Consider the following 13,738-nt stretch of genomic DNA (forward strand, 5'->3'; position numbering starts at 1 on the left):
ACGTTCAAGGCGAATGCGTAATGTCGGCCATTTCATCCGCCGCCAGCGCCCCGGTGTCCGCCGTTTCCAGCACCACATAGGCGCTGCTGCAAAACAGTGAATTGAGCCGTTTCATGTCGGCAATCAGCTCCAGGTGCAACGAACTGGTTTCAATACTCTGCACGATCTTGCGTTGCAAACGGCTGACGTGGGCATGGGCCAAACGGCGTTCCTGTGCGCGGAAGCGCCGTTTCTCGCGCAGCAACTGGCGAGCGCTTTCCTTGTCGCCGCTGAGAAACACCGACAACCCCAACCGTAAGTTGGCGATCAGTTGCTGTTGAAGCCCGGCCAGGTCCTCCAGCCCTTCCTCGGAAAACGAACGGCGTTGCGAGGTCTTCTGCTGCTGGACCTTGCGCAGCATGCGCTCGATCAAGTCACAGGCCAGTTTGAGGTTGATCGCCAGTTCAATGATCTCCGCCCAGCGCCGACTGTCCTGCTCGCCAAGATCCTCGCGGGGCATTTGCGCCAGGTACAGCTTGATCGCGCTGTACAGCGACTCAACGTCATCGGTCATCCGACGCATGTCCTGGGTGATCGCCGTTTGCTTGCCGCGCAACACATCGAGGGTCGCGTCGAGCATGTTGTCGAGCAGATCGCCCATGCGCAGGGTTTCGCGCACGGCGTTGGCCAAGGCCAGGCTTGGCGTGACCAGCGCGGTCGGGTCAAGGTGACGTGGTTTGGCGGTGCCGTTGACCTCAGGCCGTTCCGGCAGCAGCCAGGCGCACAAACGCGCCATCGGCCCGACACTCGGCAGCAGGATCAGACAGCGTGCGGTGTTGTAGAGCAGGTGGAAGCCGATGACCATTTCCTGCGGGCTGAAATCCAGACTGTCGATCCAATGCACAAGCGGGTCGAGCACCGGGATGATCAGCAGCAGGCCGATCAGTTTGTACAACAGGCTGCCCAGCGCCACTTGCCGGCCAGCGGCGTTCTGCATGCTGGTGCTCATGAACGCCAGCACGCCGCTGCCGATGTTGGCACCGATCACCAGGCCAATCGCCACCGGCAGACTGATCACGGCGGCGCCGGCCAAGGTAGCGGTCAGCAGCACAGCGGCGAGGCTGGAGTAGGAAATCATCGCAAACAGCGCGCCGACCAGGGCGTCGAGGAGGATGTCGCCGGTCAGCGAAGCGAAAATCACCTTCACCCCTTGGGCGTGGGTGATCGGTGCAGCAGCCTCGACGATCAGTTGCAGCGCGAGAATGATCAGCCCCAAACCGATGCTGACCCGGCCCATTTGCCCGAGCCGCGTCTGTTTGCGCGACAGAAAGAAAATCACCCCAAGAAAAATCAGCAATGGCGACAGCCAAGACAAGTCGAACGTCAGCACCCGCGCCATCAGCGCGGTACCGACATCGGCGCCGAGCATGGTCGCCAGCGCCGGCGTCAGCGCCATCAGCCCTTGGCCGACGAAAGAGGTGACGAGCATCGCCGTGGCGTTGCTGCTTTGCACCATCGCCGTGACGACAATGCCCGCAACAAAGGCCAGCCAGCGCTTGGCCATGTTCTGACCGATCACATGGCGCAACTGGGTGCCATACACCCGCAGGATGCCGGTTCGGACGATGTGCGTGCCCCAGATCAGCAGGGCGACGGCGGAAAGCAGATTGAGCAGGGTGAGCATGCAGACCCCCTGTAATGGCAGCGCCCCAGAGAGGCAAATTGACGGTACCGCGCGGTTTCTACGTTTTTGATACTTAAGCTGTAGTTGGCTAACGGTCTGGGCGCCAGCATTGCACAGCTAAAACCATGATTGAAACACAAGTGTCATGAACAGCACTTCACCGGCACCTCCCTGCTGGAGTGAGTGTTAGCCAACGTACAAAACAACTGTGGGAGCGGGTTTGCTCGCGAAGGCGGCGTATCAGTCGACAATAATGTTGGCTGATCGACTGCATTCGCGAGCAAGCCCGCTCCCACAAGGGGTGTTGCGTGTTGCTGGACTAGCGGGTTACTGCCCCGGAATGTCCTTGCGCAGTTTCACCGGATCTTGCTGCTTCTTTTTGGCCATCGCGCCGCGCAGTTTGATGTTGATCGCTTCCACCGCCAGCGAGAACGCCATGGCGAAGTAGACGTAACCTTTGGGTACGTGCACGTCGAACGATTCAGCGATCAGTACCGTACCGACCACCAGCAGGAACGACAGCGCGAGCATCTTCAGCGACGGATGTTTGTCGATGAATTCGCTGATCTTGCCCGACGCCGCCATCATTACCAGCACCGCGACGATGATCGCCGCCACCATCACCGGCACATGGGACACCATGCCGACCGCGGTGATCACCGAGTCCAGCGAGAAGACGATGTCGATGATCGCGATCTGAATAATGGTGTAGAGGAAGTTACCGCCCTTGCCCGAAGGCTCGTCGCCGCTTTCGTCTTCACCTTCCAGCGCGTGGTACATCTCCTGCGAGCTTTTCCACAGCAGGAACAGCCCCCCGAAGAACAGGATCAGGTCACGCCCGGAGATGCCCTGGCCGAACACTTCGAACAGGTCGGCGGTGAGGCGCATGACCCAAGTGATCGACAGCAGCAACAGGATTCGCGTGATCATGGCCAGGCCAAGACCGAAGATCCGGGTGCGCGGCTGCATGTGTTTGGGCATGCGGCTGACCAGGATCGAAATCATGATGATATTATCGATACCCAGGACAATTTCCAGGGCGGTCAGGGTAAAGAAGGCAACCCAGATTTCGGGGTTGGTCAGCCAATCCATGTGTATTCCTTTGAGCGTGTGTTAAACCGAAAAAGGTCCTGGCTTCAAACCACGAAGCCAGGACCGCAAACGGTGAGTCTTGGGCTTATAGAGTGCTGAACACCGGGAAAGTCCCGAGCAGCAGTGCAGCAATCAGAATGCAGATACAAACCAGGATCGCCCATTTGAGGGTGAACCGCTGGTGGTCGCCAAAATCAATCCCGGCCAGGGCCACCAACAGATAGGTCGATGGCACCAGCGGGCTGAGCAAGTGAACGGGCTGACCGACGATCGAGGCCCGGGCCATTTCCACGGCGGTGATGCCGTAGTGACTGGCGGCTTCGGCCATCACCGGCAACACGCCATAGTAGAACGCGTCGTTGGACATGAAGAACGTGAACGGCATGCTCACCAGTGCCGTGATCACGGCCAGGTAAGGACCGAGGAAATCCGGGATCACCGCCAGCAGGCTCTTGGACATCGCATCGACCATGCCGGTGCCCGACAGGATACCGGTGAAGATACCCGCCGCAAAGATCAGCCCGACCACTGCCAGCACACTGCCGGCGTGAGCCGCGACGCGGTCCTTCTGCATTTGCAGGCAAGGATAGTTGACGATCATGGCAATACTGAACGCCACCATGAACAACACCGGCAGCGGCAACAGGCCAGCGATCAGGGTGCACATCAGGCCGAAGGTCAGGGCGCCGTTGAACCAGATCAGCTTCGGACGACGGGCGTCCGGGAACTGCGAAACGCTGATTTCGCTGTGATCGATCTCATCGTCGATCAGGTGCAACTCACCCAGACGCGCTCGCTCACGTTTGCCGTAGAAATAGGCAATGAGCAGAATCGCCACCACACCGGCCGCCATGGCCGGAATCATCGGCACGAAGATGTCCGAAGGGTCGACGTGCAACGCACTGGCAGCACGGGCGGTCGGGCCGCCCCATGGCGTCATGTTCATCACGCCACCGGCCAGGATGATCAGGCCGGCCATGATTCGCGGGCTCATGCCGATGCGGCTGTACAGCGGCAGCATGGCGGCCACGCAGATCATGTAAGTGGTCGCGCCGTCACCGTCGAGGGAAACGACGAGCGCCAGTACGGCGGTGCCGACCGAAACTTTCAGCGGGTCACCCTTGACCAGTTTGAGGATCTTGCGCACGGCCGGGTCGAACAGACCGGAGTCGATCATCAGGGCGAAATAGAGAATGGCGAACATCAGCATCACGCCGGTCGGCGCAAGCTTGGTGATGCCTTCGAGCATCATCGGACCGATCTTCGGCGCAAAACCACCGAACAGGGCAAACAGGATCGGGATGATGATCAGCGCAATCAGCGCGGACAGGCGCTTGGTCATGATCAGGAACATGAACGTGATGACCATGGCAAAGCCAAGGAAAGTCAGCATGGGAATACTCCGGGCGTAGCGCGGCTAATGGAATGAGCGGATCGGGCGGGATCAGCGCAGAGCGGGCAGCACGAGAGGTACGGACGGAGTGACAGCGCGGAGGCGGGCTACAGAGGACATCAGAATCACCATTGTTGTTGTTAATTGGGCCGTTCGTGCGGGTATCACACGGATTGGCCAACCGGTCTGTTGCCGGCAGTGGGGGCGATCCTAATGGGGGAAGCTTTCAGCCAGCTTTCGTGGGTGAAAGCTTTGAGTGAACGGTCAACCGGCCCGCCGAATGCGGCGGACGTCATCAAAAAACAGCCAGATTCAGCGGCCTCATGGCGCCCATCCAGATCGCATGCTCGGTGTGATCAAGCAAATCATCGCCCGTGTCCGGGTGCAAAAACACCACCAAGCCTTTGCGATTGAGCGCCAGCCAGGGCAGTACTTCACCGATCAACTCCGGGCCGAAGGCCAACTGGCAACTCCAGTCGGGGTGCGGGCCGACCGGGCGTTCGTGGACGCGGCCCATTTTCAATGGAAACAACGTAGCGGCTTGCTCGCATAACGCGCGTGCCTGGTCGATGGAGGCGGCGTCGAAATAGACGTGGGCGTGGTAGCCCTTGATCGGTTGCATCTGAAGCCCTCGCAAATCGGTTCGAACCCTCGGCGTTGCCCGTATGTCACACGCCATAGAAGGGACAAGAAAAGGGATCAGCCATGAAAAATGCCGAAACCCCAGCGGTTAAAGTGGTGCTCTATGGTGCCATGGCCAGCCTGGGCGGTGCGTTGATGGCTGAGTTGCTGCGTCGTCAGCATGAAGTCATCGCCATTCTCGACGATTTGACGGCGCTCGCGCCGCGTCCGGGGTTGCGTACAAAAAGTGGCGATCTGTTCGATGCCGAGCGGGTCAATCAAAGCGTTGCGGGAAGCTCGGCGGTGATTTGCCTGCTGGATGCGCCGGGCCTGCCGTTGAGCAGCGATCACGTCGAAAGGTCCATCGTGCTTGGGCCGGTGGAACAGGTGCTCGCGGTCGACGCGCTGGTCGATGGCCTGCAATTGGCCAATGTTTCGCGGCTGTTTCTGGTGGGCGATTTCGCCGTGCTCGACGAACCGGACCTCGACGATCGCCTGCAACGCCACGCCGCCGAAGAAATCCGTGAGGCCCTGCAAAGCAGTCCGTTGCAATGGACATTGGTCAATGCGCCCCATGGCGTCGCGGGGCTGACCGTTGAGCATTTCAGCCAGGTTGGCGGCCATCTGGAGCCGGGGCTAACCGAACCGCTGGAGCGTTTGAACCGGGTCGCGGTGGGGATTGCCGATGAGCTGCGCTTGAATCTGCATGTCGGGCAGCATGTGAATTTTGTGGCGACCAGCCAATAGGTTCTAGATGGCAATGGACGGCAGTGCGAGTCCATTGAGCGATTCTGCACTGCTGGCCTGTTCCTCCATCAACCAGTCAACAAACAGTTGAATCAGCGCCCCCCGCCGTTTGCGTTGCGGCAGAACGACGTAATAGCCCAGCCGTGACAGCGTCGTTTCGGCAATCGGGCGACAGAGCAAACCCTGAGTCAGCAAGTTATCCACAAGATGCCGCCAGCCAATCGCCACGCCTTGCCCGCCAATCGCCGCTTGAATCAACAGCGTGTAATTGTCGAAACGCAGCTGCCCCGGTGCCGGCGGCGTGGTGATGCCCAATTGGCGAAACAAACCACTCCAGTCAAACCAGTTGCTGCTGTTTTCACCGCGCAAGTGCAGCAGGGGCAATTCCAGCAACGCCTGAGCAGGCAAGGGCGCCGGGCGATCCTTGAGCAATAGTGGACTGCACACCGGGAACACTTCTTCGCTGAACAGCCAATGGCTCTCGCCCTGTTTAAAGCGGCCGTCGCCAAACAGGATCGCCACGTCGATGTCGGTGCGCAGCATGTTGTGGTTACGTTCGCTGGTGACCAGGCTGACATCGACGTGGGGATTGGCTTCGTGGAAGCGGTGCAGACGCGGCATCAGCCAATAGGCGGCGAAGGCGAAATCGGTGGCGACCTGCAGCACCTCGTGTTGCTGCTGTGTGCTGATCGCGCTCAATCCTGCGTCGATATTCTGCAAACCAAGGCTAACTTGCTCGAACAGGATCATGCCGACCTCAGTCAGTTCGATGCCCCGGTAGATGCGATCAAACAGGCGCGTACCGAGCTGCTCCTCCAGTCGTTTGATCTGTTGGCTGATGGCCGGTTGCGTGGTGCCCAACTCAACCGCTGCCGCAGTAAAGCTGCGATGGCGCGCGGCGGCATCGAAGGCACGCAACAGGTCGAGAGACAGATCACCTAACGCTTCATACATAAGCACAGCTTATCCCAGTCATTGCCCGGCATGGGCTTTACCCGATAGAGCATGGACCCCAAGCTTGATCGCAGCAATGTCGCATAAATATTCACTATGGAATGCCGCGATCACATGAAGCGCAAGAATATTCTTTTCATCATGGCCGATCAGATGGCCGCGCCAATGTTGCCGTTCTACGGCCCTTCGCCAATCAAACTGCCGAATCTTTCGCGCCTCGCCGCCCAAGGCGTGGTGTTCGACGCCGCTTACTGCAACAGCCCATTGTGCGCGCCGTCGCGTTTCACTCTGGTCAGCGGTCAATTGCCGAGCAAAATCGGTGCTTACGATAACGCCGCCGATTTCCCCGCCGACATTCCGACCTACGCCCACTACCTTCGCCGTCTCGGCTACCGCACCGCGCTGTCGGGCAAGATGCATTTCTGTGGCCCCGATCAGTTGCACGGCTACGAAGAACGCCTGACCAGTGATATTTATCCGGCCGATTACGGTTGGTCGGTGAACTGGGATGAGCCTGACGTGCGGCCGACCTGGTATCACAACATGTCTTCGGTGCTGCAAGCCGGGCCCTGCGTGCGCACCAACCAACTCGATTTTGACGAAGAAGTGGTGTTCAAGGCCCAGCAATATCTGTTCGATCACATTCGCGAGGACGGCGATCAGCCGTTCTGCCTGACGGTGTCGATGACTCACCCACACGATCCGTACACGATTCCCAAGGCCTTCTGGGATTTGTACGACGATGGCGATATCCCGCTTCCGACAACGCCGGATCAACATTCACTCGACCCGCACTCGCAGCGCCTGCTCAAGGTTTACGACCTGTGGGACAAGCCGCTGCCTGTGGATAAGATTCGCGATGCTCGGCGTGCCTACTTCGGCGCTTGCAGTTATATCGACGCCAACGTCGGCAAACTCCTGCAAACCCTTGAAGACACAGGGCTGATGGACGAAACGATCATCGTCTTCTCCGGCGACCACGGCGACATGCTGGGCGAGAAAGGCCTCTGGTACAAAATGCACTGGTACGAAATGGCCGCCCGCGTGCCCCTGTTGATCAGTGCGCCTGGCCAGTTCGAGGCCGGGCGCATCAGCGCTGCCGTATCGACCGCAGACCTGTTGCCAACCTTCGTCGAACTGGCCGGCGGCAACCTGGAGCCGGGCCTGCCGCTGGATGGCCGCTCGCTGGTGCCACACCTGCAAGGGCAGGGCGGCCATGACGAGGTATTTGGCGAATACATGGCCGAAGGCACCATCAGTCCGCTGATGATGATCCGCCGTGGCGCCTGGAAATTTATCTACAGTGAAAGCGACCCTTGCCTACTCTTCGACGTAGGCAACGATCCGCGCGAGTTGGAAGAACTCAGCCAATCGCCACAGCATCGTCAGCTATTCGACGATTTTCTCGCCGAGGCACGGGCCAAGTGGGACATCCCCGCCATTCACCGGGCCGTCCTCGCGAGCCAGCGTCGCCGCCGTTTTGTCGCCGATGCATTGACCGTCGGCAAGCTGAAGAGCTGGGATCACCAGCCTCTGGTCGACGCTAGTCAGCAGTACATGCGCAACCATATCGACCTCGATGATCTGGAACGCAAAGCACGTTATCCACAACCCTGCCAAAACCAATAACGTTAAGGGGAAGTCCATGCGCAAGTTATCCACAGTACTGACGGTCAGCCTGCTGGCTCTGGGCAGCGCCTCGGCATTTGCCGAGCAAAGTTGCGAGACGGTGAAAATGGCCGATCCTGGCTGGAGCGACATCGCCGCGACCAACGCCATCACCGGTTTTCTGCTGGACGGCATGGGCTACAAGGCCAAGGTCGACACCCTCGCGGTACCGATTACTTTCGGCGGCCTGAAGGATGGCCAGGTGGATGTGTTCATGGGCAACTGGATGCCGGCGCAGCAGGGCTTCTACGACAAGTTCATCGCCACCGGTGACGTGACACAACTGGCGAAGAACCTCGACGGCACCGAATTCACCCTCGCCGTGCCGGATTACGTCTGGGACGCGGGTGTGCATAACTTCGCGGATCTGAATACATTCGCCGACAAGTTCGGCAAGAAAATCTACGGCATCGGTTCGGGCGCACCCGCGAACATCTCGTTGCAGGAAATCATCAAGAAAAATGACTTCGACCTGGGCCAGTGGAAGCTTATCGAGTCCAGCGAACAGGCAATGCTCGCCGAAGTGTCGCGGGCAGTGAAGAAGCAGAAATTCGTCACCTTCCTCGGCTGGACCCCGCACCCGATGAACGTGCAGTTGAAAATGCATTACCTCAAGGGTGGCGAAAAGTACTTTGGCGACACCGGCAGCGTGTTTACGTTGACGCGCAAGGGCTACGCCGAGGCGTGTCCGAATGTGGGTAAATTGCTGACCAATCTTTCGTTCACTCAGGAGATGGAGAACAGCATCATGGCTGAGGTGACCAACAAGAAGGTCAGCAATGCTGAGGCGGTGAAGGCCTGGATCAAGGCGAATCCGGCGGTGCTGGACAAGTGGCTGGACGGCGTGAAGACGCTGGATGGGAAGGCTGCCTTGCCGGCGGTAAAAGCCAGGCTCTGATTCACTAGAGGCAGTCGTCTCACCCCGTGGGAGCGGGCTTGCTCGCGATTGCGGTGTCTTTGTCGAATGACCCACCGCATTCACCTGAGGGCACGCTCCCGCACGTTTTACCCTGTTACTCTTGCGCAAACCCCAAACCGCGAGGACCCATGGCCTTCCCCACTCGCCGCTCACTTTTGCCCTTCCTCACCTGGCTGCCCCGGCAAACCCGCGCCAGCGTCGGACGGGACCTGATCGTCGGCCTCAGCGGTGCAATTCTCGCGTTACCCCAGTCGATTGCCTACGCGCTGATCGCCGGACTCCCACCCGAATACGGTCTCTACGCGGCGATCATCCCGGTGTTGATCGCCTGTCTGTGGGGTTCGTCGTGGCATCTGATCTGCGGGCCAACGGCGGCGATTTCGATTGTGCTGTTTGCCAGCGTCAGTCCATTGGCCGTGCCAGCGTCACAGGACTACATCACCCTGATTCTGCTGCTGACCTTTCTGGCCGGGGTTTTCCAATGGCTGATCGGTTTGCTGCGCTTTGGCGCACTGGTGAACTTCGTCTCGCATTCGGTAGTACTCGGTTTCACCCTGGGGGCGGCAGTGGTGATTGCCATCGGTCAGTTGCCCAATTTTCTAGGGTTGGACCTGCCAGCCAAAGCCACGGCGCTGGCCAGTTTGATGGATCTGCTGCAACACCTCAGGGCTGTGGATAATCCTTCGCTGGTGCTTGGCGTGGCCACGGTCGCGGTCGGCGTGGTGTTGAAACAATTGCTGCCACGCTGGCCGACGCTGTTGATCACGCTGGTACTGGCCAGCTTGCTGGTTTGGCTGTGGCCGGCAATGTTCGGGCATGTGCACCGGGTCAGCGCTTTTATCGGGCGTCTGCCGCCGTTCAGTGGCTTGCCGCTGGATCTGGACCTGATCCTGCGCCTGCTGCCGAGCGCTGTCGCGGTGGGCATGCTCGGGCTGGTCACCAGCCTGTCGATTGCCCGCTCGATTGCCGCGCGCTCGCAACAACTGCTCGACGCCAATCAAGAGGTTCGGGCGCAGGGTTTATCCAATATCGTCGGGGCGTTCTTTTCCGGCTCGCTGTCGGCCGGGTCGTTTACCCGCTCGGGCCTCAGTTACGAGGCGGGCGCCTGCTCGCCGCTGGCCGGAGTGTTTTCGGCGATCTGGGTGGCGCTGTTTGCGATTTTCGGGGCAGGGCTGATCGCGCAGATTCCCATTCCAGCCATGGCCGGCAGCATTTTGTTGATCGCCTGGGGACTGGTGGATCATCGCGGCATTCGGTCATTGCTGCGGGTCAGCCGCGCCGAGTTCGTGGTCATGGCCCTGACCTGTCTCGCCACGTTGTTGCTGGAATTGCAGACGGCGATTTACGCCGGGGTGCTCGCATCGCTGTTCTTCTATCTCAAGCGCACTTCACAACCACGGGTGCAGCATTGGCGCGATGGTGAGGACGATGTGCTGCGGGTCGGCGGCTCGATTTTTTTCGGCGCCAGCCATTACCTGCAAGTGCGTTTGCAACGCCTGCACGGCACGCGGGTGGTGATTGAGGCGCAGCAGATCAACTTCATCGATTATTCAGGGGTGGAGATGCTGCATCAGGAGGCGCGGCGTTTATTGCGGCACAATCGCAGCCTGACGTTGCGCGGCGCTCGGCCGCAGGTGGTGGAGGAGTTACGCAAGCTCGAAGGGCCGCAGCAGTGTCCGATCCGGTTTGAGGATTGATCCAGGATCGGCGGTGCGGCCATTCGCGAGCAAGCCCGCTCCCACATTTGAAATGCATTCCAACGTGGGAGCGGGCTTGCTCGCGAAGCTTTTAAAGGCCGAGTTGACGACGCAACTCTTGGAGTACTGGCGCCGTGTCGGGCCGCACTGCGCGCCACAAAAAGAACGCCTCGCCAGCTTGCTCGGCCAGCATGCCCAAACCATCCATCGACACCGCCGCGCCGTGTTCACTGGCCCAGCGGCAGAACGCGGTCGGCTCCTTGCCGTACATCATGTCGTAGCACAGGGTCTTGCCCGACTCGATCAGGCTGGGCGCAATAGGCGGCACGTCACCGGTGAGGCTGGCGGAGGTGGCGTTGATGATCACGTCCACCGGCTCCTGCAACCAGTCGAAACCGCTGGCCGATACCGGCCCCAGATCACAGAACAATTCGGCCAGCCATTCGGCCTTCTCCACCGTGCGGTTGGCGATGATCACCGACGCCGGTTTTTCCGCCAGCAACGGCTCCAGCGCCCCACGCACAGCGCCACCGGCGCCTAGCAGCAGGATGCGTTTACCGGTCAGGCTGAATCCGGCGTTCACCGTCAGATCCCGCACCAGCCCGGCACCGTCGGTGTTGTCGCCCAACAGCGAGCCGTCAGCCAGTTTGCTCAAGGTGTTCACCGCGCCAGCACGCTGTGCACGAGCGGTCAGGCTGTTGGCCAGGCGATAGGCGTCTTCCTTGAACGGCACGGTGACGTTGGCGCCACGACCTTCCTGGAAGAACGCCGTGGCACAGCCTGAAAAGTCGTCGAGTGGCGCCAGCAGGGTGCTGTAATCGAGGCTTTGCCCGGTCTGCTCGGCGAACAGCTTGTGAATCATCGGCGATTTGCTGTGGCCGATCGGGTTACCGAAAACGACGTAACGATCCATCAGATGTCCTCAGGCTTGAGCCAGCCAGTCGCGATCTTGCAGGAAGTACTCGGTCAGGCGCGCTTCTTCGCTGCCGGGCTCGGCTTTCCAGTCGTAGCCCCAGCGCACTTGTGGCGGCAGCGACATGAGGATCGACTCGGTACGTCCGCCCGATTGCAGGCCGAACAGCGTGCCACGGTCGTAAACCAGGTTGAATTCAACGTAGCGGCCACGGCGGAATTCCTGGAACTCACGCTGTTTTGCAGTGAACTCATCGTTCTTGCGTCGCTGCACGATGGGCAGGTACGCATCGATGTAGGCATCACCGATAGCGCGCATGAAGGCGAAACTGGTCTCGAAGTCCCACTCGTTCAGGTCATCGAAGAACAGGCCGCCGATGCCGCGCGGTTCGTGGCGATGCTTGATGTGAAAGTAGGTGTCGCACCAAGCCTTGTAACGCGGATAGACGTCCGCCCCGAACGGCGCGCAGGCCTGCTCGGCGACGCGGTGCCAATGGATGCAGTCTTCTTCGTTGCCGTAATACGGGGTCAGGTCAAAGCCGCCGCCGAACCACCAGACCGGCTCCTCACCTTCCTTCTCGGCGATGAAAAAGCGCACGTTGGCGTGCGACGTCGGCACATGCGGGTTGTGCGGATGAATCACCAGCGATACGCCGAGGGCTTCAAAGCCGCGTCCCGCCAGTTCCGGCCGATGGGCGCTGGCCGACGGCGGCAGACCGCTGCCAAAGACATGGGAAAAGTTGACGCCGCCCTTTTCGATCAGCGTGCCGTTTTCGATCACGCGGGTGCGACCGCCACCGCCAGCAGGTCGGGCCCAGGCGTCTTCGACGAAGCGCGTGCCGCCGTCCTCGATTTCCAGCGCGGCGCAGATACGGTCTTGCAGGTCGAGCAGATAGGCCTTTACGGCGTCGGTGCGGGTCGTCATGGCTTCACCTTGAATCGGGCATCACTACGCGGCGCCCCGCAGGCGGGGGGCGACGCAAATGGGCGCGTAGCATACCACCGCAAACCGGCGCACCGCAGTTGACGAAGATCAAGCATGGGAGTTGGATAGGGACCTCACAAAAGCCCCAAGGAGAGCAGGCAGATGGCAAAGCGTATCCAGTTCCGCGCCCACGGCGGTCCCGAAGTCCTCGACTATATTGACTACCAGCCTGCGGAGCCTGGCCCGCAGCAGGTTCGCGTAAGCAACAAGGCCATCGGCCTGAACTTCATCGACACCTACTTCCGCAGCGGTCTTTACGCACCGCCGGCCTTGCCGTCCGGTCTGGGTGCCGAAGGTGCGGGCATCGTCGATGCGGTGGGCAGCGAGGTCACCCGGTTCAAGGTCGGTGACCGCGTGGCGTATGGCAGCGGCCCGTTGGGTGCCTACAGCGAACTGCACGTTCTGCCCGAAGCCAATCTGGTGCACCTGCCAGACGCCATCAGTTTCGAAACCGCTGCCGGGGTCATGCTCAAGGGCCTGACCGTGCAGTACCTCCTGCGCCAGACTTATGAGCTCAAGGGTGGAGAAACCATTCTGTTCCACGCCGCTGCTGGCGGTGTCGGTTCGTTGGCATGCCAATGGGCGAAGGCGTTGGACGTCAAGCTGATCGGCACCGTCAGCTCCAAAGAAAAAGCTGAGCTGGCCAAAGCCAACGGCGCTTGGGCGACCATCGACTACAGCCACGAAAACGTCGCGCAGCGCGTGCTGGAGCTGACCGACGGCAAGAAAGTCCCGGTGGTGTATGACGGCGTCGGCAAGGACACCTGGCTGACCTCGCTCGACAGCGTGTCGCCGCGAGGGCTGGTGGTCAGCTTCGGCAACGCGTCCGGTGCTGTCGACGGTGTCAATCTGGGGATTCTTGCAGCGAAAGGTTCGTTGTACGTGACCCGGCCGACCCTGGCGACCTACGCCAACAATGCCGAGAACCTGCAACGCATGGCCGATGAGCTGTTCGAGATGATCATCAGCGGCAAGCTCAACGTGGCTATCAGTCAACGCTATCCACTGGCTGATGCAGCGAAGGCGCAGACCGAGTTGTCGGCACGGCGCACCACCGGCTCCACGATCCTGCTGCCCTGACAGCACG

Annotated in this window: 12 protein-coding genes; 5 read left to right on the plus strand and 7 right to left on the minus strand. The window is 60.3% G+C overall.

Annotated features, from left to right (window positions below; translation table 11 throughout):
• Positions 1-4: 4 nt before the first annotated feature.
• The 4 genes from ACIOWA_RS06390 to ACIOWA_RS06405 form a co-directional block, all read right to left on the minus strand.
• Positions 5-1,663 (minus strand): Na/Pi cotransporter family protein, encoded by a 1,659-nt coding sequence (locus ACIOWA_RS06390; RefSeq protein WP_401158830.1) that lies wholly within the window; start codon positions 1,661-1,663, stop codon positions 5-7.
• A gap of 327 nt (positions 1,664-1,990) precedes the next feature.
• The gene (locus ACIOWA_RS06395) at positions 1,991-2,755 is read right to left on the minus strand and encodes a TerC family protein (RefSeq protein WP_221732250.1); all 765 of its coding nucleotides are present in this window, start codon (positions 2,753-2,755) and stop codon (positions 1,991-1,993) included.
• Between the two features lie 85 nt (positions 2,756-2,840).
• Entirely contained in the window at positions 2,841-4,148 is a 1,308-nt protein-coding gene (locus ACIOWA_RS06400; protein ID WP_339465404.1) for a CitMHS family transporter, read from the minus strand.
• Positions 4,149-4,443: 295 nt separating this feature from the next.
• On the minus strand, positions 4,444-4,770 hold the full coding sequence (locus tag ACIOWA_RS06405) for a DOPA 4,5-dioxygenase family protein (protein WP_339432345.1): 327 nt from the start codon (positions 4,768-4,770) through the stop codon (positions 4,444-4,446).
• A gap of 83 nt (positions 4,771-4,853) precedes the next feature.
• On the opposite strand from ACIOWA_RS06405, the gene ACIOWA_RS06410 reads away from it, so the two are divergent.
• Positions 4,854-5,516: an NAD(P)H-binding protein gene (locus ACIOWA_RS06410; protein ID WP_339465402.1), complete on the plus strand. Its 663-nt coding sequence runs from the start codon at positions 4,854-4,856 to the stop codon at positions 5,514-5,516.
• Between the two features lie 3 nt (positions 5,517-5,519).
• Here the strand turns inward: ACIOWA_RS06410 and ACIOWA_RS06415 are convergent, their stop codons facing one another.
• Complete coding sequence (locus tag ACIOWA_RS06415) at positions 5,520-6,470, minus strand: choline sulfate utilization transcriptional regulator (RefSeq protein WP_339432343.1); 951 nt, start codon at positions 6,468-6,470, stop codon at positions 5,520-5,522.
• Positions 6,471-6,584: 114 nt separating this feature from the next.
• On the opposite strand from ACIOWA_RS06415, the gene betC reads away from it, so the two are divergent.
• From betC to ACIOWA_RS06430, 3 genes are all read left to right on the plus strand, one after another.
• On the plus strand, positions 6,585-8,099 hold the full coding sequence (betC, locus tag ACIOWA_RS06420) for a choline-sulfatase (RefSeq protein WP_401158833.1): 1,515 nt from the start codon (positions 6,585-6,587) through the stop codon (positions 8,097-8,099).
• A gap of 16 nt (positions 8,100-8,115) precedes the next feature.
• Positions 8,116-9,036, plus strand: coding sequence for a choline ABC transporter substrate-binding protein (gene choX, locus ACIOWA_RS06425; RefSeq protein WP_401158835.1), 921 nt, complete (start codon positions 8,116-8,118; stop codon positions 9,034-9,036).
• A gap of 149 nt (positions 9,037-9,185) precedes the next feature.
• Complete coding sequence (locus ACIOWA_RS06430; protein ID WP_401158837.1) at positions 9,186-10,754, plus strand: SulP family inorganic anion transporter; 1,569 nt, start codon at positions 9,186-9,188, stop codon at positions 10,752-10,754.
• Positions 10,755-10,845: 91 nt separating this feature from the next.
• Here ACIOWA_RS06430 and aroE read toward each other — a convergent pair whose 3' ends face one another.
• Positions 10,846-11,667 carry a shikimate dehydrogenase gene (aroE, locus tag ACIOWA_RS06435; protein WP_339432339.1) on the minus strand — a complete coding sequence of 274 codons (822 nt, stop codon included), beginning with the start codon at positions 11,665-11,667 and terminating at the stop codon, positions 10,846-10,848.
• 9 nt (positions 11,668-11,676) lie between these two features.
• Positions 11,677-12,591: an oxygen-dependent coproporphyrinogen oxidase gene (hemF, locus tag ACIOWA_RS06440; RefSeq protein WP_401158839.1), complete on the minus strand. Its 915-nt coding sequence runs from the start codon at positions 12,589-12,591 to the stop codon at positions 11,677-11,679.
• Between the two features lie 162 nt (positions 12,592-12,753).
• On the opposite strand from hemF, the gene ACIOWA_RS06445 reads away from it, so the two are divergent.
• A complete protein-coding gene (locus ACIOWA_RS06445) occupies positions 12,754-13,731 on the plus strand; it encodes an NADPH:quinone reductase (protein WP_401158841.1) in 978 nt (325 codons plus the stop codon).
• Positions 13,732-13,738: the final 7 nt, after the last annotated feature.

The sequence above is a fragment of the Pseudomonas sp. NPDC087614 genome (genome assembly GCF_044743485.1).
Lineage (GTDB): Bacteria > Pseudomonadota > Gammaproteobacteria > Pseudomonadales > Pseudomonadaceae > Aquipseudomonas > Aquipseudomonas baetica_A.